This window comes from Flavobacterium plantiphilum (assembly GCF_046000495.1).
In the GTDB taxonomy this organism is placed as follows: Bacteria; Bacteroidota; Bacteroidia; order Flavobacteriales; family Flavobacteriaceae; genus Flavobacterium; species Flavobacterium plantiphilum.
The window spans coordinates 37,772-62,516 of record NZ_JBELQA010000011.1 but is presented as its reverse complement, the minus strand read 5'-3'; the positions used below and the strand labels follow the sequence as shown (position 1 = coordinate 62,516).

The following is a 24,745-nucleotide window of genomic DNA, read 5'->3' as shown; positions in this document are numbered from 1 at the left end:
TAATTATTTATTGCAAAATGATTTTGACTTTTTATTAATTGGATAGAATTACTATAATCTTATTAAAGTCCGCAGCTGCATTTATTACTGCTTTATAATCTTCAAAACAAGATAAAGGATAGTTTATTATATTGTAGTATTCGGTGTTTTCTACAACAATTTCATTGTCTTTTTTATTGTAATTGCTTAAGAAAGCAGCTTCTGTTTTATTGTTTATGTTTGTTTTGAAATCCATGTTGAATTTTTCTAAATTCTGAATTGTAGCACCTTGAGGTAAAATTATTTTAATTTTACGGGTGTAAAAATGTGGATAATCAATTTCTACAGGGAGCGCTCTTTTGTTTTCCTGATAAAACTCCATTTGACGACCGATAATTTGACCAATTGAAAATAAATATTTATCACCTGCTATTTGAATAAGATCTTTTCCTTCAAAAGTTAAATCTAAAATAAATGGTTTTTTACCTATATTTTCGACACCATCATTACTGGCTGTTAGCGTTTTGTATTCTGTTTTAACAGAATAATTTTCGGCAATATCTTTAAGGATGGTTTGATATTGTTCTGCAGGGTAAAAATCTTTGATAGGTTGCATATTAAATCCTGAATAACCTCCAAATGAAAGCTTACTGGTAATATTCGGATTAGCAATATCTTTTGTGAAATCGACTATTATATCCATATAATCATGAGAAATTTCAGTTCCCGGAATTTCAATAAAATTCACATCACTAATTACCATAGTAGTTCCTGCAAATTCTTTTTCCTTGATGAAAAGACCATAGTTATTGCCCAAAAATTTTGGAAAAAGAGGAATTCTAAATTCAACTTCTCTTGGACTCAGGTATTTCTTTATATTTGGAAAATAAAGTAAAAAATCATTTAGGTTTTCATAACTTTCGAAATCTTTGTCAAAAGGTATTTTATAGCGGCTTGTTGTAAAGACTACATTGTTTTCAATTTTAAAATTTTTCAAAACGGCTTTGTATAATTTTAAAATATCAACTTCATTAGCTTGTTTTGATTTGATGATATCTATTAGATTTTCTTTAGAGTCTATAAATCGTTCAAAAGTTATTGTTTTTTTGATTTTGTTTTCAATATTCCAAATTTGTTCTTGTTCATCATTGGATTTTGTAATTGTAGCACAAAAATCTTCAATTGATTTTTGCTCTTTTTTATCTAGTGCAGTATTAATACGGTTGTGTACATTAGTTGCAAATTCTTTATAATTATAAAGATTCTTTGCGCCGTTGTTATTGTTTGCATCTAATTTATATCTGAAAAGTTTAATTTGAACATCCCAATTCGAATACTTTTCGTCATTATCTAATGCTGCAATATCTTTTTCATTAATAGTAAGTACAGCTTTATCTGCTATTTCGTTATCATTAAGTATTGGATTGCTTAAACCATTATAAGTTTTAGTTTTGAATACTAAGTATTTTGGGTAAATTAGTTGAAAGTTTAGATTACTAATAGGAAGTTGCGCTTGCATTTTTATGGTTTTTCCTTTTAGGTCAGGGTTTTCTTCGAGTAAATATATTTTTTCAATTATTGCACCTTTCTCCAGACCATTAACTGCAAAGTAATTGTATTTAACACCTCTCTCTTTATCTATTTCTTCTTTGATGTCTTCTGGATTTAAAGTAATTACAGAACCATTTTTTAAAAGAACCCTTAGTTTGTTCATTAAAATGGTTTCGTTATTTCCAAATGAAATATAGATTTTATTGTTTCGTTCTATTGCTTCATCAGAATTGATAAATATTTTTTCATGTTTAAGGTGGTATTGTTTTGCAGAATTACCATTAACTACAATTTCAATTTTTTCCGTACAGTCCAGAACTACTTCTTTACTGTTTTTGTAAAGTGCCGGAATTTCTATTTTATTTGGTTTTTCTAACCAGTCATAATTTTTAAAGGAGAAGTCTTGACCATAGTTGATTGTAACATTGATGAATAAGAGCAATGTTAGAATGGTTTTTAAATTTGTTTTTTTCATATTTTTTTTGATAAAATTAGGACTTGGTTGTAATTTGTTTTTAATGCTTTTATACTTGAATTCCAGAGTTCAAAGTCAGATTTGTTTAAGGTTAGTTTTTTCTGAATTAAATTGATGTTTAGGTTTATATTTCCGTTTTTTAATTCATAAATAAAATCAGCTTTTATACAATCATTGTTTATGCTAAAATTCTTTGGTATTTGTTTTATACTATAATTTTTTGGGATTTCTAAATTGTAATTTTTACTGAATTGTGTTAGGTATTCAAAATCAAAATTTGAAATTCTGTTTTTTTCAATTAGAAAGTCATCAAAAATTTTGTCCAGAAATAAATTAATATAAAAATCAGAATCTAATTGTATGATGTAATTATCTAAATCAAAATTGTAATTTATAATATAGGGTTTGTCTTTGTCATTTCTGTTTTCTTCATTGTATTCTATTAAATTAAATTTATTAGAGCCTTTTAAAACTAAGTTTTTAATAGATTCAAATCTGGTTTTATTATAAGTTTCTCCAATTTTCATTAGTGTATGGCTTCTGTTGTAGCCTTCAAGTTTTAATTTTCCTTTTCCAATTAGTTTATTGTCTTTAAGACTAAGGTTTACATCATCCGATATTTTGTTTTTTTCTGCAGGAACAATAGGTACTTTTACAATTTTATATTTTTCATTTTCATAAAGTAGGGCTTCTTTTCCCTGGATAAAGGCTGTTGGAATACCGTAATTGGTTTCGTTATCAGTGGCATCAAGAAAAATATAATTGTCATTTTTTTTAAATACCGCTATCATGTGATTGTCAACGGCAGGAGTGGGTAAATCATTATAAGTGTAAGGTAAACTTCTTGTACCAATCCAGGCTAGAGTTACATCTTTTATTTCGGCATATTTTGCCATAGAGTTTATCATGTTTCCCATGTCTTTACAATCGCCAAATTTGCGTTGAAAAACTAAACTTGCTTCACGAGGGATGAAACCTTCATAACCATTTTCAAAAGCAATGTATTTGATGTTTTCTTTTACCCAATAAAATATTGCTTTTATCTTTTCTTCATCGGTTTTTTTGTTCTTTGTAATTTCTAATGTTAAGTTTTTTAAAAGAGTATCTTCTTCTTTGTTTAAGTCTTTAATGAATCCTTTGTAATAGGAATAAAGATTATCGATATTACCCAATACATTATTAGTTTGATTATCTATAACATAATTTTTTATATAGAAATTGATATGAGGAACTATGTACAAATAACCAGGAGCATTGTTTTCGTATTTTAAAGGTTTAATATCTGTCAATGTCCATTTGTAAATCCATTTTCCTTTTTTTTCAGATTTTGAAAACACAATACTATTATTAGGATCATTAAAGATTTTGTATCCAATTTCTATGTTTTTTTCAGTAGTTATTTCAAGTGTTGAATTTTGAATTGGTAATTCATCACCAAAAATAAACTTATGTAATAAATAAGGGTCAATAAATTCAGTTTGATAATTGTACACTTTTTTAGAACCTGTTTCCAGATTGTTAAAAGTGAGTTCACGTACCATTACATCATCAAAGAAAACACTTCCGTTTTTTGAAGATTTTTCATTTGATTGGGTTACTTTTATTTTTTTTTCTTTTCCATTATCATTAAACAGTGCATAAGCATCATAGTTGTTTAGTTTTACTAAATTGGAATAAGAAAATGATTCTTTATTGTTTTGAATACCATTTTCGGAGAGAATCATTGACTCAAAATGGTTGTCTTGTATTATTTTTAATTTTTTATTTTCTATAGATATATTATAGGATTGTTGGTTGTTGATTATAAGTTCATTATAGTCAGGATACGTTCTTTTGTATTCAGTAAGTGTATTTTGAGCAAGAGTACTTAAGCTAAAAAAACACGATGAGAATAAATAAATAAATAGCTTATATTGAAATTTCGAGTAATTCATTAGAATCATATTTTTTAGTTGAATTTAGTTTTCCGTTAGTATAAATTAAAGTTTTACCATTTAGTTCGTCATTTTTATATTCTGCGGATATTTTTAGGCGTCCATTTTCTTCAAAAAACTCCTGAATTCCATCATAGTTATTGTTTAAGAAATGCTCTTTTCTATAAATATTTCCATTAGAATAATATTCAATTCGTTCGCCGTTTATTAAACTGTTGTAATAATTACATTGGTATTCGGTTTTCCCTTCAGCATTGTTAATTATGAATTTCCCATCAGTTTCCCCATTAACCAGATTCATTTGCATCGCTATTTTTCCATTAGGGTAATAAGCTGTAATGTTAGCGTTTTCTTTGTTAATGATAGTTTTAGATAATGGATCATTGTTTTTATTTCTGGCAATGTAATATACCGGACTATCGTTTTGGTAAATTATTGTAAGAAGCAATTCTCCTTTTTGATTGTAATAGGAATAGTCGCCTTCTTTGGAATCGTTAATTTTGTTGTACTCAGAGAGTTTGGATTTATTATGATAGTAATGCGTTATTTTTCCATTTTCAACACCATGAGTAGAGGTGTATTCAGATCGGAGGTTTCCGTACAAATCATAATTTTTGGATGTGCCATTAGTGTATCCTAAGAAATAATTACTTTCATATTTTATAGTTCCCAATGGACCATAATATTTATAATTACCGTGTAAAAGACCGTTGATATAGTTCGCATCTACAATAGTATTGCCTAATTTGTCTTTTTCAGTATAAGTGCCATTGAAAATACCATTTGCAAGTTGGAAGCTACGTGTTATTGTACCATGAAATAAATTAGTGGTAAATATTCCAGTTTTGTTTTTATAGTCAAATTCATTTTCAAGTTCTCCTTTTTCATTGTGAATTTTAGTATTTGTCGCAATTCCGTCAATATAGATAGAATGTTTATAAATATTTCCGTTTTGCCAATATGACTTATAATCATAATTTAAATTTCCATCGATATAGTAACCTTCTTCGTTTAAGGTGCCGTCAGGATGATTAGTTTGGTAAGGACCATGTTTAATGTCATCTGTATAATAGTGAGTAGAAGTTAATTTGCCATTTTCATAAACTTCATATTTTCCGTTAATTTTATCATTAGTAAAGTTTTTTATACTGTTTACACTTCCGTTTCTGTTAATGGTTTTACTAATGCCATTTAGAACACTATTGGTATAATTTTCCTCTAACCTTTTTGTGCCTGAAGGATAGTAGTACAGCCAAAGGTCATTCTTTTTTCCATTGCTGTAATTACCGGAAACCATTTTAGTTCCATTATAATCGGCCATATCGAATTTGTTATTCAACAAATTAGTTTCAATTGGTTTTGGAGTGTTTAATGAATATTGTGTACCTGAATTGATTTCTCCGGACTTAAATTTTTCTGTATAATATAAATTTCCTTCAATATCGTAGTAGTTATAATTTTCTAATTGCTCTTTGTCATTATAAAAGGCCTGACTTGATTTTTTTCCATTAGAATAATAGTTCGTTAGATTTTTTAATTTCCCATCGATATAATTAAGTTCTTTTTCTAATAATGAATTAGCATAATAAGATTTATAAAAATCCTTTATTTTACCTTTATTATAGATTGCTTCAGATTTGATGGTTTTGTCGTTGTAATATTCTAAATATTCTCCATCAAGTATGTCGTTCTCATAATTCTCGATTGCAGTTAAATTGCCTAATTCATTAAAGGTTTTGAAAGCTCCATTTAGTTTCCCATTCAAATAACTGATTTCAGATTTTAATTTACCATTTTCGAACAAACAAACATATTTCCCATTTCTTTCTCCATTTGTAAAGTTAACTTCACAACTTTTACTTCCATTAGGGTAAAATGAAGTGCTGATGCCTTCTAAGATTCCATCTTGGTAATTTTCTATTATACTTACACCTCCATTTTGATAATAAGTAGTTCTCGTCCCATTTAATTTTCCGTTTTTAAATGTTTTTTCTTCAGTTAGTTGCCCTTCATTATTATAATATTTTTGAAGTCCGTCTAATTCATTGTTCACAAAGTTTAATTCACCAATAAGAAGACCATTTTTATTCAGGTATTTGTATTTTCCTTCGTATTTTCCGTTAATTACCTTCCCTACAAGATAAGGCTCGTTATCTTTTAAAAAAGTAATAACTTCTTCCTCTTTTCCAAATAAATCTTTTTTACGTTTTGCGAAAAAATACCAAAAATCCTTGCTGTAAAAATTCTCTTCAAAGTATGTTATTTTTTTCTTTTGCTTATTTAATTCTTTTTCCAGTTTGTCTTGATAGGATAAAAGCATGTAGTATGAAAATCCTTCAAAATAGTTTTTTTCAACCATTTCTTTAATCCATGGAATGTAAGTTGTTTCAAAAAAACCATCACCCATTTTATGTTCAAGAGTGTATTCGGATACTGCTTGTACTTGTCTAATGATTACATCATCAATTTCAGATTTTATTTTATAAGCTTTATTTAGAGGTAATTGATTTCTTAAAATAGTTTCTATTTCTTCGAAATTATCTCCGTTTTTTGAAAAAATGAAATTATTTTTAACCAGATAGTTTTCACCATATTTCGCATTTAATTGTAGCACTGCTTTTTCTGCAAATTTTCCATTTGGAGACAGTATAAGATAACTCATTAAAGCAAGAGTTCCTTCGGTTATTTTTCCATTTTCAAATGCAATCAGACCTAATAAATAATGTGCAGAAGAATAATTTGGATTGATAGTGATAACTTGCTTAAGTAAATCAATAGATTTTTGAGTTTCTTCTTTTCTGATATATAAAATCGCAAAATTGTATAAAAAAGAAGCAGAATTTGAAAGATACTGTTTTCCTTCATTAAAGATTTTTTCGGACAATTCGTATTCTTTGTTATCACTCAGAAAAATACCATATAGTGTATAAAGTTGCGGACTTTTTTGCATCTGTTTGGTCAGATACAAATTTTCTAAAAATGACTTAAATTCGTCCTTTTTATTTAAGGCATTCAGGCATAAAGCTTTTTCGTACTGTGCTATGAGATATTTAGGGTCGGTAGGATTTATTTTATTATATTCAACGATTGCATCGTCAAATTTTTCTAAATCATATAAATTGATTCCTTTTTTTATAATGGAATCATTATTGTATATGTCAGAAAAATTGTTTTGAGAATATGTTTTAGCAATAACGTTAATTAATACAATTAAGAAAAAATGTTTCATTTTGAATTTATATTATTTTTCAAATATAATTTTTTTTCTTGATTGTAAGAATATGATTGTTTTTTAATTTTCAATATCCTTTATAAACTCATCATATTCCAGATAAAAACGCTCCAGAGCATCCATTTTTTCATTGAAAAAATCAAAAATAATATCCCAGTGATTGCGGTTGCTAAAACCAACGCCTGATTTTTCAACCCAAATCCTGCTAATGGTTTTTCCATTTTCTAAAACATAGTCTTTTTCGAATACTAAATCACTGATGAATTCTTCCTCTAAAATGTTTTTTAAAGCTTCTAACTTTTCAAAGTAAGCAATTCTCTTTTCGGTATTGCGAGGCTCAATGTCTATAAGTACCTGCGCTTTTTTGTTGTCCACATAAAATTTAAAAGAGAAGTCTTTAATTTTAGTGTCATATAACAACCATTTTCGCGGGTATTTTTCGGCAAATGTCACCCAGAATTCTCTCTTTAAGCGTTGCGTTTCTTCTTTACTGTACATTATATTAAGCTTTCATCTTTAGAAATTTGTTCAGGCTTCTTTTCTAAAGTATATTTATGTTTTATTTGCAAAAATAGACTTTGATTATGGATTTTCAGCATTTTTTAAAAATTATACCTAATTTAGTTCAGGCATCACTTCCGGCTTTTGCTTCTCATGAAAAAATGATGCCTCTTGAGCGCAAACAGCTTTTGAAGAAAATTAATCTGGAAGAAAAACACCCAAGAGAAGCTGCTGTAACGATGTTGTTTTATCCTAAAAATCAACAAACTCATCTTGTACTTATTGTCCGCAATTCATATGAAGGCGTTCATTCCGCACAAATTGCTTTTCCGGGTGGTAAATTTGAAACAGGAGATATAAATTTAAGAGAGACTGCTTTAAGAGAAACAGAGGAAGAGATTGGAATCAGTCGCAGTAAAATCCAAATAGTGAAAGATTTTAGTCCGTTGTATATTCCGCCAAGTAATTTTATGGTGTATCCTTTTTTAGGGGTTTGTACCGAAGAACCGGCTTTTATTTTGGATCCTGAAGAAGTAGCGTCAATTATTGAATTGCCTCTGGAAGTTTTTCAGGATGATGCTATTTTATCTGTCGAAAATTTGTCAACGTCATATGGGGCTTTCATTGAAGTTCCGGCTTTTAAGATTGATGAACATATTGTGTGGGGAGCTACTGCAATGATGCTCAGTGAATTGAAAGATGTGTTGTTAAGCGTTTTTGAGGATGCTGAATAATAGAGCGCTTTCTATTATTTTTGTAAATTTATAAGCTAACATTTAAAATTTAAAACTGTTTATGAGACTTATTAAAAGAAATCCTTTTGGACACATTTTATTTCTAAAAAAATGGCTGATCCGTTTTTTTGGAAGTTTTACTCATAGACGCTATCGGGGCTTTAATGAATTACAGATTGAAGGTTCGGAGATTATTCGAAAATTACCAGATACTAATGTGCTTTTTATCTCTAACCATCAAACTTATTTTGCTGATGTGGTGGCAATGTTTCATGTTTTTAATGCCAGTTTAAGCGGACGAATTGATTCAATTAAGAATATTGGTTATTTATGGCAGCCTAAGATGAATATTTATTATGTTGCCGCTAAGGAAACCATGCGTTCGGGGCTGTTACCTAAAATATTATCTTATGCCGGAGCCATTCCTGTTGAAAGAACCTGGCGTTCTGAAGGGGTAGATGTGACGGAGAAAAAAGCGGTAAACCCGAATGATACCGAAAACATAAAAAAAGCGCTGAACGACGGTTGGGTTATTACTTTTCCGCAGGGAACTACCCGTTCTTTTAAGCCTGTCAGAAAAGGTACCGCACACATCATTAAACAACATCGTCCTATAGTAGTGCCGATTGTTATTGATGGTTTCAGACGCTCATTTGACAGAAAAGGAATCCGAATGAAAAAGAAAGGAATTTTACAGTCTTTTATCATTAAAGAACCGCTTGCTATTGATTATGAAATGGATACCATTGACGAAATTGTAGAAAAGATAGAATATGCCATAGAACAGCATCCTTCTTTTTTAAAGGTTATTCCAGCTGAAGAGTTAGAAGAACAGGAACAATTAAACAAATTGCGTCAATGGGAAATAGAATAATTATAAAGTTTTATTTTTATAATAATTCACTAATAAATCAACAAATTTACTATAACTGTTTATTCCTTCTTCCTGTTGGTTGATTTTTAAATAATGGTCATAAAAAGTATGGAATCCTCTTTCTACAGGGGTTTGGTACTGCATCCAGAATTGTTCTGTTTCCTTATAGTTTTTTATGATTCCGGGATGAATGGTTTTTAATAATTCCTGATGAACTTTTTTATTTCTAAGATACCAATTGTTCATACAATACCGCAATGCAAAACTGTAACCGGAATATTTAAAATATAAATCGTCATTGTTTACCGAAGCAAGAAAGCCAATAAAGTTGCATTCACTTTCACTGGCAAATCCCATTTGATGTGCCATTTCGTGACAACTGGTTGTGGGTAAATTGTACATAGGCATTAAATAATTTACCTGAGCTTCATTAGTAAACGGATTTAAATAACCACCAAAACCCATGTAAGTTAAAGGTAAACTAAACAGGGATTTTTTTATACTTTGATTAGTATAAGTAAAGGCAGGGTGTTTTTTTGCCAGATTTTGATAACCATTCCTGTTTTTTTGAAAAGTGGCTTCATGCGTATATGGATAGACCACTTTTAATCGGTTATTTTTAGTGATGCGGTTTTGAATTTGATTCGTTTTTGCAATAACTTTTTTGGTGAAATCTAATAAATCAGCATCAGTATAATCACGCTCAATTTTCATTTTTTCAAAAAGAGGAACTCTGTAATAATTAATTGCCCAGGTAAAATAAAAGAAGAAGTGAAAAACAGAAACAAAACTCAATATCTTTAATAACAGGTTTTTCCAGTTTAATTTCCAATTCTTCCGGTTGTTCCAAAACCATTTTACACAAAATACAATCAGTATAAAATATAAAATATCGCCCACTGAAAACGGAATCCATCCCAATACTATTCTCAAAAAATCAGAAAGTAACGGATATAGTCCGTTGCTGTAAAAAGATTCTACTAATTCGGGGAAAAAAAAGAGCATTTTTAGAATCAGAATCTGAAAAATAAGCAGTATTGGTAATAAATATTTTCTTTTCAAAATGACATTTTATAGAGTTGTAAATATAATTACAATAATTAATTTATTATCCGAAAAGGATTTTAAACTTTGTAACTTTGAGTTTTTAAATCGAAAATACAACACAACAATATGAGTCAGGAAATACGGAATTTAGAACCACAGGTTTTGTGGAATAATTTTGCCAGTCTTAATGCAGTCCCAAGGCCTTCAAAGAGAGAAGGACGTGTAGTGGCATTTATAAAAGACTTTGGTAAGAAGTTAGGATTAGAGGTTTTTGAAGATAAAGTTCAAAATGTAATTATCAGAAAACCGGCAACGACGGGAATGGAGAATCGCAAGCCTGTAGTTCTACAGGGGCATTTAGATATGGTGCATCAAAAAAATGCGGAAACCGTTTTTGATTTTGATACACAAGGAATTGAAATGTATGTAGATGGTGACTGGGTGCGTGCTAAAGGAACAACTTTAGGAGCAGATAATGGACTGGGAGTTGCAGCAATTATGGCTGTTTTAGAAAGCAAAGATCTCGCTCATCCTGCTATTGAAGCCTTATTTACAATTGACGAAGAAACAGGAATGACGGGTGCCATGAACTTAGAAGAAGGTTTGTTACAAGGGCAAATTTTGTTGAATCTGGATACTGAAGAAGATGATGAAATCGATATTGGTTGTGCCGGAGGTGTTGATGTCACTGCCGAAGCAGAATATGATGAGGAAGAAACTCCGGAACATTCGGTAGGATATAGCATAACTGTTAAAGGACTTAAAGGGGGGCATTCCGGGATTGACATTCACAAAGGTTTAGGAAACGCTAATAAAATTATGAATAGGCTGTTATTTGACGGTTTTGATAGTTTTGGTTTGCAAATTTCTGAAATAAAAGGAGGAAGTTTACGTAATGCAATTCCGCGTGAAAGTGTAGCAAAAGTGATTATTGCTTCGGTTTATGATGAAGCTTTTGTGTTTGATATGCAGCAAATTGTAGGCGAAATTAAAAATGAACTGAAAACTACTGAACCGGATTTAGAAATTGTTTTCGAAAAATTAAAAAATACACCTGCAAAAGTGATGCCTCCAATGGCGCAATATTACTTTGTAAGGTCAATGGCTACTGCTGCAAACGGGGTGCATAGAATGAGTGCAGATTTTGATAATCTGGTTGAAACTTCCAATAATATTGCAAAAGTTGATTTGGGTAAAGGGAAATTATCAGTGCAGTGCTTAACGCGTTCTTCGGTTGAATCGGCTAAGTTTGATTTGGCTAATGAGCTGCGTTCTGCTTTTGAATTAATGGGCTGCGAGGTGGAGGTTTCGGGTTCTTATCCCGGATGGACACCTAATGCGCAATCGGAGATATTGGATGTTTTAGTTCCAATATATGAAAAGCTAAATCAAGAAAAACCTAAAGTAGTGGCTTGTCATGCCGGTTTAGAATGCGGGATTTTAGGCGCTAATTACCCGGATATGGATATGATTTCTTTTGGTCCTACTATTCATGGAGCTCATTCACCCGATGAAAGAGCAAGTATTACTTCTTCCCGGAAATTCTGGAAATTTTTAGTAGAGATTTTGGCAAACATTCCGCTAAAATAATAGTGTAGCAGTGTACTGTTTTTTAATCTAAAAAAAATCCTCAATTATTTCAATTGAGGATTTATCTAAACTAAAACTTTATTTTTTCAAAACTTTATATTGTTCATAACAGCCGCTTATGGCATCCATAATTTGGAGGTCATTGGCAGTTTGAATGAAAGACTCCGAATAATTGCATCGTTGTAAAATTTCAGGAATTTCATTTTTATCTATACCCAGCAGCACTGCCAGTGTTTCGCGGTCAAATTTAGATTCTAAAAGATTTCTTACGGTGTCGTCTTTTTTGATTTCTTTTAATTTTTTTAACTCAGTGGCTTTTTTTCCAAAGAAATTATAAAGCATATCGGCAGGGTTGAATATAGAACCCAAAACTTTTCCAAAAGCTCCCGGAGAATATTCACCTGCTTCATAACCATTGTTCAGTCCTGAAATACTGTATTGATAATTTTTGTTGATAGGAATCGTTTTAGAATCCACTTCTAAATAACCGGTGAGGTTAAAGGGACGGATAACAACCTCTTCTAACGCAATTGCTTTTTCGGTCAGATATATTTTAGCTATTTTGTTTTTTATCCAGTCATTTGTTACTTTCACTCGTAGTGACTGAAATCCTAAAAGAGACAAATGTAAGGTGTCGTTAGGGTGGATATCAATTTCAAAATATCCGTTCATGTCAGTTCTGGAACCTCTTACTCTGTTGATATTGATGATGTTTACACCTGATAAGGGAGATTTAGTATTATCGTTATAGATATAGCCGGTTACTTTTTGGGAAGTAATTTGATCCTGAGCAAAAGTGACTGTAGAGAATACTATAAAAAAGAAAACTACAAAATATTTCATAAACTGGTTTAAAACTTTAAAAGTAATAAATCGGCTTTAAATATTTTGTAGTTTATTATTTTAATTATAAGAAAATTAACGAATCGTTAATCTCTTCTTGGTCTTCTTGGTCTTGGAGCATCACCAAAACTTTCCGAGCGTCTTGCAGGCCTTTCTGAAGAACCCCCTTCACGTCTTGAAGCACCTCTGTCATTTCTGAAACCACCTTCTCTTGGAGCTGAATTTCTGTCACTTCTAAAACTGCCTTCTCTGCGTGGAGCAAAACTTCCTTCGCGTCTTCCGCCTTCACGTCTTCCGCCTGAATTTCTTCCATTATGATCACGTCTTCCGCCACCATCATTTTTAGAAATCTCAACATTGATACGACGACCTTCTAACTGTACGTTGTTCAGTACTTCCATTACTTTGTCAGTATGTTCCGGATCAGTGTTAAAGAAAGAGAATCCTTCTTTTACATCCACTTTGAAAACATCATCACGACCTAAGTCTAATGTTTCTTTCAGGTAATCTTTTAATGACATCCAGTCAAAATTATCTCTGGAACCAATGTTTACAAAATATCTTGTAGCACCGCCATTATTGTTTTCTCTTGGTGCACGGTCATCTCCACGATCACGTCTGTCAGATCCTGAAGCAGAAATATCTCTTGTTTTCTTATAGTAGTTTATAAAACGGTTAAACTCAACAGAAACCATTTTCTTAATTAACTCTTCTTTAGACAAACCTTCTAATACATCATTGATAGCCGGTAAGTAGTTGTCAATTTCATGATCTACTTCAGTATCTTTAATTTTATTTGCTAAGTGTAATAATTGGATTTCACAGATTTCAATTCCTGACGGAATTGTTTTTTCTTCAAATTTTTGTTTGATGATTCTTTCGATAGAAGAAATCTTGCGTAATTCACTTTTTGTTACAATTACAATAGAAGTTCCTAATCTTCCGGCACGACCTGTTCTTCCTGAACGGTGGTTGTACGTTTCAATTTCGTCCGGCAATTGATAGTTTACTACGTGAGTAATGTTATCAACGTCAATTCCACGAGCCGCTACATCTGTTGCAACAAGCATTTGGATTTGTCTACCACGGAAAGATTTCATTACCCCGTCACGTTGTGCCTGAGATAAATCTCCGTGTAAAGCTGCAGCGCTGTATCCGTCTTCGATTAGTTTTTCGGCAATAGCTTGTGTATCACGTTTTGTACGACAGAAAACCACTGAGAAAATGTCAGGGTTTGCATCAGCTAAACGTTTCAGAGCTTCGTAACGGTCACGGGCATTTACCAGATAAAATTCGTGAGAAACCGTCGCAGAACCAGAGTTTTTAGTACCTACGGTAACTTCTGCAGGGTTAGTCATGAATTGTTTTCCAATTCTGGCTACTTCCGCAGGCATAGTTGCAGAAAACAACCAGGTGTTTTTTTCATCCGGTGTTGTTGAAAGGATGTTTACGATGTCCTCATAGAATCCCATATTCAGCATTTCGTCTGCTTCGTCCAGAATACAATAATTAATCTGAGTGATGTTTACTAATCCTCTGTTAATCATATCCTGCATTCTTCCTGGTGTAGCTACAATAATTTGAGCTCCTCTTTTAATTTCTCTGGCTTGTTCTGTAATACTAGCTCCTCCGTAAACTGCTACCACATTAATACCTTTTTCGTATTTAGAGTAGTTTTTAAGTTCGTTGGTAATCTGTAAGCAAAGTTCGCGCGTTGGAGATAAAATCAACGCCTGTGTATTTCTGTTGTCGGCATCAATTTTTTGAATAACTGGAAAACCAAAAGCTGCCGTTTTCCCTGTCCCTGTCTGAGCCAACGCAACTAAATCTGTATCTTTTTCCAATAATAGGGGAATCGCTTTCTCCTGTACTTCTGACGGATTCTCAAATCCTAGATCTAAAATCGCCTTCAGTAACGATTCACTCAATCCTAATTGTTCAAATTTATTCATTATGTATTTTTAAAATAGGGTGCAAAATTACTGTTAATAATCCATATAAACTAATGCATTTCTAAGTTTTAATGATTTAATATCTTTTGATTATCAGAAAGTTATGTTTTTAAACTTAAAACTGTGCCTTTGGTTTATGAATTTTAATGGTAAACAACAAGTGTATTTTAGAAAAAAATAAATAAAAATTGTTGGATTTTAAATAATTATTTTGTTTCTGTTAAATAAGAAATGAGTAATTGGGTAGCTTTGCCGCGATGGCTGATTTGGTTTTTTATTTTTAAATCTAAATCAGCAAAAGTTTGCTGATAGTCTTCGGGCTGAAAAACTGGATCATATCCAAATCCTTGATTTCCTGATTTTTCCATCGTAATTTTCCCCTTTGCTATTCCGGTAAATAATTGTTGTTTTCCGTTTACATTTAATGCAATTACAGTTTTAAATTGTGCGGTACGGTTGTTTTTGTCTTTGAGATTTTCCAGCAAAAGATTCATATTGTCTTCTGCATTACGTTGCATCCCTGCATATCGTGCAGAATATACACCTGGTGCTCCGTTTAAGGCTTCCACTTCCAGTCCGGTATCATCAGCAAAACAGTCATAACCGTATTTTTGAGTTACATAATTAGCTTTCAGTATGGCGTTTCCTTCTATAGTGTCAGCTGTTTCAGGAATTTCTTCATGGCAACCTATTGCTTCGAGACTCAAAACCTCAATTGTTTCAGGTAATAGTTGTTGAATTTCTTTAATTTTATTTTTGTTATTGGATGCGAATACAAGTTGCATAATTTAAGATTTTAAGAAATGGTGATATTTAGTATTAAATATTGTATAACTAGCTGTTATTCAGGTTAATTAGATGTTAAATTGTTTCTGGAAACAAAATTATTATGAATAATTGCCGTATCTTTACACTGTGGTTTTGATTCACTATGTGTGTATGTTAATTTGGGTAGAAAAATGAAAACACACTATCAACACCTTTTTAGTTAATTATATAAGTTGAGAATAGTAAATCAAAACCAATGTTGGAGGGCTTTAACAGCCCTCCTTTTTTTTTTAATGCTGGCTGACATTTGTTAAATTATTGGGGAAATACAAATCAGAAAGATGAGAGAATTCATCACCACGCATAAAAATAGAAATATCAGCTTCTGCAAAACTGGTTTTTCCTGCTGCAGCCAGCAATTCATTAGCCGCATGAAGGGTATTTCGATGATAATGATAAACCCGCTCAGATTTATCTGTTACTACTAAACCTTTCATCAGCATTTTATTCTGGGTAGCTACACCTGTAGGGCATTGATTGTTATGGCAACGCAATGCCTGAATACATCCCAGTGAAAACATGAATCCTCTGGCGCTGTTGCACATATCTGCTCCTAAAGCAATAGCATGTAAGACAGAATAACCGGAAATAATTTTACCACTTCCTATTATTCGTATTTTATCGCGGATGTTGAGATTAACCAATGTTTTATTAACAAATATTAAAGCGGGCTCAAAAGGCATTCCCACACCATCAGAAAATTCTAAAGGTGCAGCTCCGGTTCCTCCCTCAGCTCCATCTACAGTAATAAAATCCGGATAACAATCTGCAGCGATCATTTCGTGACAAATGGCTTCAAATTCACTTGTTTTTCCGATACAGAGTTTGAATCCGATGGGTTTTCCATTCGATAATTCGCGCAGACGGGCAATAAATTCGATTAAGCCTCTGGCGTCAGAAAAAGCACTGTGAGCCGGAGGAGACAGAATCAGTGTATGGGGTAGTACGCCTCTTATTTTTGCAATTTGTTCCGTGTTTTTAGCTGCTGGTAATACTCCGCCATGACCTGGCTTGGCACCTTGAGAGAGCTTAATTTCAATCATTTTTACATTCGGATAGCTTGCTTTTTCTTTGAATTTTCCTCCGTCAAAATTTCCTCTGTCGTCCCTGCAGCCAAAATAGCCTGTTCCTATTTGCCAGGTAACATCGGCACCCTGTAAATGAAAATCAGTTAATCCTCCTTCTCCTGTATTGTGATAGAAATGGCCTCTTAAAGCACCTTTGTTTAATGCTAAAATTGCATTTTCGCTTAATGAACCGAAACTCATCGCAGAAATGTTCAGCAACGAAGCTGAATAAGGCTGTTTGCAGTCTTTTCCTCCCACCATTACGCGAGGTAATTCTTCATTTACTTTGGTTGGGAATACAGAATGTTTAATCCCTTCATAATTCGTATGATTTATATTTAATTGTGTTCCAAAAGGAGTATTAGAATCAATATTTTTAGACCTTTGATAGACCAGAGAGCGCTGATTGCGTGAAAATGGTTTCCCGTCGGTGGAGCGCTCGATAAAATACTGTTGGATTTCAGGTGAAATGCTTTCGAAAATATACCTGAAATACCCTATAATTGGGAAGTTTCGGAGTATAGCATGTTTTTTTTGTACACTATTATAAAATCCTATACCTATGAAAACCATCATTATTACAGAAAACAAATACGATGTTTCCATGTAATAATTGAAAAATAATGAAATGGCTAATAATGAAATTCCAACGATGAAAATTTGCTTTCTCATTTGATAATTGATTTAAATTGCAGGCAAACACAAATTTAATCCAAAAAGGATTGGAGTTACTTATAGAATCTTTTAAAATAACCTTAAATTTCGGAGATGTACTGTGTTTAAAATAGCCGTTTAACTGTCTTAATATGAGTATTTATTAACTAAAACGTAAACGGACATAAACATGTTTTATCCCTTTTTTGTCTGAATCTCTTTCATCTATTTCAAGAATATCTGTGAGCGATTTTAACATGGGGGTCAGTTTTGTAAAACCGTAATTTCTGGGATCAAACTCGGGTTTTTTCTTTACAATCAGATTTCCTACGTCACCTAAGAAGGCCCATCCGCTATCATCGGCAATATCGTCAATCGAATCTTCAATAAGATCAATTGTAGGTTCGTCTATTTTGTTTAGCGGTTTTTGTACAGGCTTTTCAGTTGTTTTAACAGTGGTTTTTTCAACTGGTTTTTTAGAATCTACTACCGTTTTAGCTGTCTTTTTCTTAATTGCACCATCTAAAACTTCGATAAATATGAAGCGGTCGCAGGCACTGATAAAAGGTTTAGGTGTTTTTTGTTCTCCAATTCCGATGACTTTCATGCCGGATTCTCTTAATCGGATGGCTAAACGTGTAAAATCACTGTCACTGGAAACAATACAAAAACCGTCCAGTTTGCCTGAATAGAGTAAATCCATCGCATCGATAATCAGTGCGGAATCTGAAGAGTTTTTGCCTGTGGTATAACCATATTGCTGGATAGGAGTAATAGCGTGTTCTAATAAAACGCCTTTCCAGCCATTAGCATTGGGTTTGGTCCAGTCGGCATAGATGCGTTTTGTTGTCGGAGTTCCGTATTTAGTGATTTCTTCCATCATTCCCTTTACATTGCTGTATGGAACATTATCGGCATCAATTAATACGGCTAATTTGAGTTCTTTTGTATTTTGTGGCATTGCATTTTTTTAAGTGAGCTAAAGATAAATATTTTACTTTAGTTTTTGTTCTGTTTGCTGTTATTTCATTTTGCGTTCTTTTAAACAGAAAAAGGAGAAGTTTTTTGCTTCTCCTTATTTGATACTATTTTTACAGAAGAGTCAGGTTGTTTTTTATCTGATATTCAGATTTCCTTCAATTCCGTCACTGTTGTCCGTTGTTGATCCTGTTAAAGCGGCACCAATAAAGCTTAGCATTGTTACAAATTTACCGGCTTTGGTATCCCAGTAATAAGTTTCTTCTGGTGTAACTCTGATTACGGTTACTTTAGGATCTTCTTTTCCATCTTCAAACCATGCATTAGCCAGTGAGCTCCATTGTTCTTCTATTGTATTTTTGTCTTTATAAATAAAAGCTTTACCGTAAATTGACAGGTATTCGGCGTTTCCGTTATTCATAAAAAATAACTGTACTTTATTCTCTTCTTTTATTTCAAAATTTTTATTGCTCTCGGAGCTGCTTAGAAACCAAAGATTTCCTTGTTTGTCGCATTCCTGAAGACTCATCGGACGGGAATTCATTGGAAGTTCAGTTAAGTTGGTACAAAACATACAAACTCTGGCGCTTTCTGATAATTCTTTTAATTTTTCAATGGCTTTGGTCTGTGTTAAATTTTCTATTGACATGTCTTAGATTTTTAAAAGTTAATGATTGTTTTCTGTTCCGTCAGCACACCAAAGAATGGCGGTGTCTAATTCGTTCTTTGAAAAAGATCTGAATTCTCCGGGCATCAGAACACTAAATATTTCGGTAAAATTTTGCACATTGTTATTGTCTGTAACAATAGCGCAACGATTCCATTTGGAGAGGTTTTTTATTCCAAGAAGTAAGTCCTGCAGCCAGGCTTTAAAAGTGAAATCTCCAATTTCAGTATTGAGATACAAAAGGTAGTTTAATTCATTGAAAATTTTTACTTTTTGTTCCGCAGTGGGGAAGACCACGTTTTCAAAATCGGCCTGGGTTACCGTGCCGCGTGCTTCAAAAGCAGCAACATTATCGGGTGTGTTTTGTAGTATAGCTATCATGACTGTTTTATTTTAAGTCAAAAATATCACTTCTATACTTTTGGTATGTTACAGATTTTTACCGAATTATTACAGGATTTTGTTTGGAATCCTGAAACGTGATTCGGTTAAGAGGGAGTTAATTGATCTAACTGCGTAGAATTTTTTCCATTATTTTTCCTTTAGCTAATTCATCTATTAATTTGTCCAGATAACGAATTTGCTGCATCAGTTTGTCTTCGATTTCTTCTACACGATAGCCACATATCACGCCTGTGATTTTAGAAACATTCGGGTTTATTTGTGGTGCCTGAGCAAAGAATGTTTCAAAATCAGTTTGGTTTTCCAGAATATGTTGCAAGTTTTGCTCATTGTATCCGGTAAGCCAGAAGATAATGGTGTCTACTTCCTGTCTGCTACGTCCTTTTTTCTCTGCCTTAGCAATATAGTGCGGATAAACTGAAGCAAAAGGCATTTTAAATACTTTGTGATTCTTCATTTTTATTAAATAAATTTTAAGTGCTACTTGCAGACTTAGGTTTTAGATTTGATAGCTTTTATCAGTTCTTTATTTCTTTTATTAGCTCTTGCATTTTGTAAAGAGATGACTCCCCAAATGGCAGCAGGAATCCAACCAATAAGAGTTATTTGTAATACTAAACAAAGAATTCCAGTTAATATCCTACCTCTTAAAAAGAAAGAAACGAACGGAAAGAAAATGACAATTAAGGTCATGGTTTTTGTTATTTCACAACGTAGGTTTCCCATCCGTCATAATCACCCTCTAATTCTTTTGCTCTTTTTCTTAATTCTAAAGTGATTTTGCTAATTGATTCCGAGTCAACTTTATCATCTCTTGAAATATGTAATTTGAATGGTTTGTCAGGATCGTCAATTTTTTCTTTGTTTTCAATTTTAAATCCGTTTTTGGCTATTCGTTTTTCAAATAAGTCTCTGTTTTTTTCATTCGAAAAATAGATCCAGTGATCTACCTGTCTTGATTTTGTTAAATCATCGCCTCCATTTTTTAATTGTTCAATTACTTTTTGATTTGACATGTTTTCTTGTATTTCTTCATTTGGATACAGAAAATTTAGATAAGCATCCCAGTTTTTGTCGGGTTTAATATTTATATAGTATTTATAATTGCTGTATTTGTTTTTGTAAAGTGCTGTTAGTTTAGACCTAATTTGAGTTGTGTCGTTGATGTAGTAATAATTTAATCTTTCGCATTGATAAGTAAAAGTTCCTGCCAATTCCGTTTTTGTTATTTTAGATATTGTAGTCTCAACTTCATCTGAAACTTCGTAAAGCTTACTGAATTCCTCTTTTTCAGGAAAACCATCTTTATTGCAATTCGAGAAAGTTACTCCTGTAATTAGAATGTACGCTAAGTCGGTTTTTGGAGCAACTTTTTTTAAATCCATATTCAAAGTTGTAGAGCCTGCACCGTTTTCATAATTGGCTATATACGCATCCCAATTACTGTCATCTGTTTTTTGTGTTTCCTGTGATTTAGTGTTGCAACTGATTAAAAAAAAAGAGGAATCCAAAAGCTATAATATTCTTCATGTATTAATTGATTGTAAGATTTTGAGTGTTTAATAGTGCGCAAATTAGCGTGAGCGTGACTCGCGCGCGAGCTGGGTACGGAATGCAATTTCGCACCATCTGGTTTTTTTAATTTCAATATTAGGTTAAATACAGTTTTAGATCTATTAATAGTCCAAAACCAACGAGTGTTAAACTTGCCATAGGTCCAGACATAATGCAAGCTAATGCAGTCTGTCCGTCTCCATTGCAAGCTAAATTAATGCCTATAATTAGGATTAAACCTAATGTGTTTACCAAAGTGTAAAGTATTAAATTCCAAAATCTAAAATTATATTTAATGTGTTTTTCTGATTTAAAAGAAATTTTGTCAATTTTATAAGTGTAAATAGTAATTAATAAAATACTTAATAGTATTGAAGTCCAAAGAACTATTTTGTAACCTGTTTCGCAGTTATTAGTAAAACTTTGTATTCCCATAGCAGTAAGTATGCCTGGAAATAATGTGAAAATTGGAAAGATAGGAATTAATGAATAAAGTGCATTTATAAAACCAAATTCGGTAAATCTAAAATTCATAAGTGTCAATTACAGTTGTTGCTAACTTATTTTATACAGGAAACAAACCTTTTGTAATATGCACTTAAAATCGGGTATATTAGTTAAGGTTTGTTTGTTTTTTATTGTTTTTCAAATATATTCATTTTTTCTTACAAAAAATATAAATCTCATTTCATTTAAAATAGAAAGTCATTGAAAAAATACTAACATAAATAGCTCCTGAAAATAAATTTAGCTTAAAAGGTGCTAATAAAATTTAAATAATTATTTTTGCAAACTGTTAAAATTAATGTTATTACATCACGATAGTATGGTAAAAGATTTATTCGAAAGAATTCAGAGCAATAAAGGACCATTAGGGAAATGGGCTTCGCAAGCAGAAGGATATTTTGTATTTCCTAAATTAGAAGGAGAATTAGGGCCTAGAATGAAGTTTGCAGGAAAAGATATTTTGAACTGGAGTTTGAATGACTATTTAGGTCTGGCCAATCATCCTGAAGTGCGTAAAGCTGATACTGATGCTGCAATTCAGTTTGGTGCGGCTTACCCAATGGGTGCGCGTATGATGAGTGGTCACACAACTTATCACGAACAATTAGAAAAAGAATTGGCTGAATTTGTAATGAAAGAATCAGCTTATTTATTGAATTTTGGGTATCAGGGAATGGTGTCTATTATCGATGCCTTGGTAACTAAAAATGATATTATTGTATATGATGTAGATTCGCATGCCTGTATTATTGATGGTGTTCGTTTGCACATGGGTAAGCGTTTTACTTATAAGCATAACGATTTAGATAGTATGGAGAAAAACCTCCAACGTGCGACTAAAATGGCTCAGGAAACCGGAGGAGGTATTTTATTTATTACCGAAGGTGTTTTTGGAATGCGCGGGCAACAAGGAAAATTGAAAGAAATTGTTGCTATGAAAGAGAAATACAATTTCCGTTTATTAGTTGATGATGCACACGGTTTTGGTACTCTTGGAAAAACAGGTGCCGGAGCAGGTGAGGAGCAAGGCTGTCAGGACGGAATTGATGTTTATTTTTCAACTTTTGCAAAATCGATGGCTAACATTGGAGCATTTGTAGCGGCTGATAAAGATGTTATTGATTATTTAAAATACAACTTGCGTTCGCAAATGTTTGCTAAGGCATTGCCTATGATTCAGACTTTGGGTTCTTTGAAACGTTTAGAGTTATTGCGTAAATCTTCTGAGATTAAAGATAAATTGTGGGAAAACGTAAATGCGTTACAAAACGGATTGAAAGAAAAAGGATTTAATATTGGAGATACAAATACTTGTATTACTCCGGTATATCTTGAAGGAAGTATTCCAGAAGCTATGGTGATGGTAAACGACCTGAGAGAGAACTACGGTATTTTCTTGTCAATCGTGGTTTATCCGGTTATCCCTAAAGGAATTATCTTGTTAAGAATGATACCTACGGCTTCTCATACCTTAGCTGATATTGAGGAAACATTAACCGCTTTTGAAGCTATCCGTGAGAAATTAGTAAACGGTACTTATAAGTCTATTGCTGAAAAAACAACAGTAGATATGGAAGCGCAAGCTTAATACAATTAAAATTTAGATTCTCTTTATGGGAATTATATAAAAGAATCCATTCATTATATGAGTGGATTTTTTTTGTTAAAAAATATCTTTACATTATATTAATTTTAAAAAATTATAACTATGAAAGTGATATATATACTTAGTAATGTAGTGTTGTTTGTAATTCTTGCTTCTTCTTGTATGAATAAAAAAACTGATCAGGTAGTTGTAGCTCCGCAGCAAGCAGAAGCGCCAATAGAAACACCTAAAAAAGAATGTTATCAGGCTGTAATTGAAAAAGACACGCTGAGGCTGACACTTGATATCAATACGGTCAATGATGTGAATGGAGAATTAGATGCTTCTTATTTTGAAAAAGACAGAAGTTTTGGGACGCTTTTAGGAAATATGCGCGGAGACACCATTTTTGCCGATTATAAGTTTGAGTCTGAAGGAAAGACTTCTATCCGTGAAATGGCTTTTATTAAAAAAGATTCTAATACCTATGTTGAAGGTCATGGTGAAATGATTGATGCTAACGACAGAATGGCTTTTAAGGATAAAAGCAAAATTAAATTTGATGGAAATATTGTGTACCACAAAATTAATTGTGAATAATACTTTTACTTTTGTTTCAAATACCAAAAAAAATATCCATTAGGCTATACTAATGGATGTTTTTTTTAAAGATCTTTTCTAAATGTTTTTCTTCTGCAATGTACTTTAGGATCAAAGTGTTTCCATAAATTATGAATAGCAATATTGTCTGCTAATTCAGGAGTTCTATAGCAGTTTTCAATACCTTTTTCTTTAAAAGTCTCATAATATTCATTGAAAATTATAGCGGTTACTGCTTTATTCTGATACTCAGGATGCACACCTATTAAGTAAAAAAGCATGTCTTTGCTTTGTTTTTTTGCTTTAAGCAAATGAAATATTCCAAAAGGGAATAGTTTTCCTTTTGCTTTTTGTAAAGCTCTTGAGAAAGAAGGCATTACGATGCTGAAAGCAATGATGTTCTGGTCTTTGTCTTCTACAAATTTGATGTATTCCGGATTGATAAAACTGATGTATTTTTTCTTGAAATATTCTTTTTGGACTTCAGAAATAGCGACAAATGAAGATAGATTTGCATAAGAAGTATTAAATAAATCAAACATTTTATCGACATAAGGCATGACTTCTTTGGTGGATTTAAAGTTCAAAGCTTTTAATTGGTATCTTTTTTTAACCAATTCGTTTGCTTTTTGAAAAAACTCCGGTTGTACATTCGAAAACGGAAATTTACTTTCTACATATTCTTTTTCGGTTACATAACCCAGTTGTTCAAAATGAGCAGCATAATAAGGGTGATTGTACCAGGTTACCATCGTTCCCAGCTGATCAAATCCCTCAGTCAGAACACCTACTTTATCTAAATTAGAAAATCCCATAGGGCCTTCAACATATTCCAGATTGTTTTTTCTGCCCAGTTCGTATACTTTTTCCAGTAAAGCCTCAGTTACATTGATGTCATTAATCACATCAAACCAGCCAAAACGCACTTTTTTCTTTTGCTGACCATTAACTTCAGCCCAATTAATAATAGCAGTGATACGTCCTGCCATTTTACCGTCTTTATAGGCAATGTAAAAATAAGCTTCTGCATTATCAAAAGCAGGATTTTTAGTTTTGTCAAAAGTTTCTAATTCGTCGTTAATTAAAGGCGGAACCCAAAATTCATTGTCTTTGTATAAAGAAAAAGGAAATTTAATATATTCGGTCAGTTCTTTTTTTGTTATTGCTTCTTTTATTGTAATCATTTTTTTT

Annotated in this window: 22 protein-coding genes; 5 read left to right on the top strand and 17 right to left on the bottom strand. The window is 32.1% G+C overall.

Annotated features, from left to right (window positions below; all coding sequences use genetic code 11):
- Nucleotides 1–34 precede the first annotated feature (34 nt).
- The 4 genes from ABS764_RS15940 to ABS764_RS15925 all read right to left on the bottom strand — a co-directional run bounded on the left by ABS764_RS15940 (nt 35) and on the right by ABS764_RS15925 (nt 7,669).
- Nucleotides 35–2,005, bottom strand: a complete 1,971-nt coding sequence (locus tag ABS764_RS15940; protein WP_408082787.1) for a DUF3857 domain-containing protein — start codon at nt 2,003–2,005, stop codon at nt 35–37.
- Nucleotides 2,002–3,939, bottom strand: coding sequence for a DUF3857 domain-containing protein (locus ABS764_RS15935; protein ID WP_408082786.1), 1,938 nt, complete (start codon nt 3,937–3,939; stop codon nt 2,002–2,004). The genes ABS764_RS15940 and ABS764_RS15935 overlap by 4 nt, the downstream gene beginning before the upstream one ends.
- Nucleotides 3,914–7,168 carry a hypothetical protein gene (locus ABS764_RS15930; RefSeq protein WP_408082785.1) on the bottom strand — a complete coding sequence of 1,085 codons (3,255 nt, stop codon included), beginning with the start codon at nt 7,166–7,168 and terminating at the stop codon, nt 3,914–3,916. Before ABS764_RS15930 ends, ABS764_RS15935 begins: the two co-directional genes overlap by 26 nt.
- 63 nt (nt 7,169–7,231) lie before the next feature.
- Complete coding sequence (locus tag ABS764_RS15925) at nt 7,232–7,669, bottom strand: DUF4268 domain-containing protein (protein ID WP_408082784.1); 438 nt, start codon at nt 7,667–7,669, stop codon at nt 7,232–7,234.
- A gap of 86 nt (nt 7,670–7,755) precedes the next feature.
- Here ABS764_RS15925 and ABS764_RS15920 point away from each other — a divergent pair, with 86 nt between their 5' ends.
- The gene (locus ABS764_RS15920) at nt 7,756–8,406 is read left to right on the top strand and encodes an NUDIX hydrolase (RefSeq protein ID WP_408082783.1); all 651 of its coding nucleotides are present in this window, start codon (nt 7,756–7,758) and stop codon (nt 8,404–8,406) included.
- A 61-nt stretch (nt 8,407–8,467) separates the two neighbouring features.
- Nucleotides 8,468–9,280 carry a lysophospholipid acyltransferase family protein gene (locus ABS764_RS15915; RefSeq protein WP_408082782.1) on the top strand — a complete coding sequence of 271 codons (813 nt, stop codon included), beginning with the start codon at nt 8,468–8,470 and terminating at the stop codon, nt 9,278–9,280.
- On the opposite strand, the gene ABS764_RS15910 is transcribed toward ABS764_RS15915, so the two are convergent.
- Nucleotides 9,281–10,285, bottom strand: a complete 1,005-nt coding sequence (locus tag ABS764_RS15910) for a DUF3810 domain-containing protein (RefSeq protein WP_408082781.1) — start codon at nt 10,283–10,285, stop codon at nt 9,281–9,283.
- A gap of 168 nt (nt 10,286–10,453) precedes the next feature.
- On the opposite strand from ABS764_RS15910, the gene ABS764_RS15905 reads away from it, so the two are divergent.
- Entirely contained in the window at nt 10,454–11,917 is a 1,464-nt protein-coding gene (locus ABS764_RS15905) for an aminoacyl-histidine dipeptidase (protein ID WP_408082780.1), read from the top strand.
- Nucleotides 11,918–11,995: 78 nt separating this feature from the next.
- Here ABS764_RS15905 and ABS764_RS15900 read toward each other — a convergent pair whose 3' ends face one another.
- The 11 genes from ABS764_RS15900 to ABS764_RS15850 all read right to left on the bottom strand — a co-directional run bounded on the left by ABS764_RS15900 (nt 11,996) and on the right by ABS764_RS15850 (nt 21,396).
- On the bottom strand, nt 11,996–12,760 hold the full coding sequence (locus ABS764_RS15900) for a carboxypeptidase-like regulatory domain-containing protein (protein ID WP_408082779.1): 765 nt from the start codon (nt 12,758–12,760) through the stop codon (nt 11,996–11,998).
- A gap of 86 nt (nt 12,761–12,846) precedes the next feature.
- On the bottom strand, nt 12,847–14,712 hold the full coding sequence (locus ABS764_RS15895; RefSeq protein ID WP_408082778.1) for a DEAD/DEAH box helicase: 1,866 nt from the start codon (nt 14,710–14,712) through the stop codon (nt 12,847–12,849).
- A gap of 206 nt (nt 14,713–14,918) precedes the next feature.
- Nucleotides 14,919–15,497, bottom strand: coding sequence for a non-canonical purine NTP diphosphatase (locus ABS764_RS15890; RefSeq protein WP_408082777.1), 579 nt, complete (start codon nt 15,495–15,497; stop codon nt 14,919–14,921).
- Between the two features lie 273 nt (nt 15,498–15,770).
- The gene (locus ABS764_RS15885) at nt 15,771–17,279 is read right to left on the bottom strand and encodes an FMN-binding glutamate synthase family protein (RefSeq protein WP_408082776.1); all 1,509 of its coding nucleotides are present in this window, start codon (nt 17,277–17,279) and stop codon (nt 15,771–15,773) included.
- A gap of 145 nt (nt 17,280–17,424) precedes the next feature.
- Complete coding sequence (locus ABS764_RS15880) at nt 17,425–18,222, bottom strand: NYN domain-containing protein (RefSeq protein ID WP_408082775.1); 798 nt, start codon at nt 18,220–18,222, stop codon at nt 17,425–17,427.
- 153 nt (nt 18,223–18,375) lie between these two features.
- On the bottom strand, nt 18,376–18,888 hold the full coding sequence (locus ABS764_RS15875) for a pyridoxamine 5'-phosphate oxidase family protein (protein ID WP_408082774.1): 513 nt from the start codon (nt 18,886–18,888) through the stop codon (nt 18,376–18,378).
- A gap of 18 nt (nt 18,889–18,906) precedes the next feature.
- Nucleotides 18,907–19,287 carry a SpoIIAA family protein gene (locus tag ABS764_RS15870; protein WP_408082773.1) on the bottom strand — a complete coding sequence of 127 codons (381 nt, stop codon included), beginning with the start codon at nt 19,285–19,287 and terminating at the stop codon, nt 18,907–18,909.
- Between the two features lie 127 nt (nt 19,288–19,414).
- Nucleotides 19,415–19,765, bottom strand: coding sequence for a DUF2200 domain-containing protein (locus ABS764_RS15865; RefSeq protein ID WP_408082772.1), 351 nt, complete (start codon nt 19,763–19,765; stop codon nt 19,415–19,417).
- 35 nt (nt 19,766–19,800) lie between these two features.
- Nucleotides 19,801–20,001, bottom strand: a complete 201-nt coding sequence (locus ABS764_RS15860) for a YqaE/Pmp3 family membrane protein (protein ID WP_408082771.1) — start codon at nt 19,999–20,001, stop codon at nt 19,801–19,803.
- 8 nt (nt 20,002–20,009) lie between these two features.
- Nucleotides 20,010–20,819 (bottom strand): DUF695 domain-containing protein, encoded by an 810-nt coding sequence (locus ABS764_RS15855; protein WP_408082770.1) that lies wholly within the window; start codon nt 20,817–20,819, stop codon nt 20,010–20,012.
- Nucleotides 20,820–20,958: 139 nt separating this feature from the next.
- On the bottom strand, nt 20,959–21,396 hold the full coding sequence (locus ABS764_RS15850; protein WP_408082769.1) for a hypothetical protein: 438 nt from the start codon (nt 21,394–21,396) through the stop codon (nt 20,959–20,961).
- A gap of 292 nt (nt 21,397–21,688) precedes the next feature.
- On the opposite strand from ABS764_RS15850, the gene ABS764_RS15845 reads away from it, so the two are divergent.
- Together ABS764_RS15845 and ABS764_RS15840 are read left to right on the top strand one after the other, a co-directional pair.
- Nucleotides 21,689–22,957, top strand: a complete 1,269-nt coding sequence (locus ABS764_RS15845) for an aminotransferase class I/II-fold pyridoxal phosphate-dependent enzyme (protein ID WP_408082817.1) — start codon at nt 21,689–21,691, stop codon at nt 22,955–22,957.
- A gap of 120 nt (nt 22,958–23,077) precedes the next feature.
- Entirely contained in the window at nt 23,078–23,554 is a 477-nt protein-coding gene (locus ABS764_RS15840) for a hypothetical protein (protein ID WP_408082768.1), read from the top strand.
- 65 nt (nt 23,555–23,619) lie between these two features.
- On the opposite strand, the gene ABS764_RS15835 is transcribed toward ABS764_RS15840, so the two are convergent.
- Nucleotides 23,620–24,738 carry a GTP cyclohydrolase gene (locus ABS764_RS15835; protein ID WP_408082767.1) on the bottom strand — a complete coding sequence of 373 codons (1,119 nt, stop codon included), beginning with the start codon at nt 24,736–24,738 and terminating at the stop codon, nt 23,620–23,622.
- Nucleotides 24,739–24,745 lie beyond the last annotated feature (7 nt).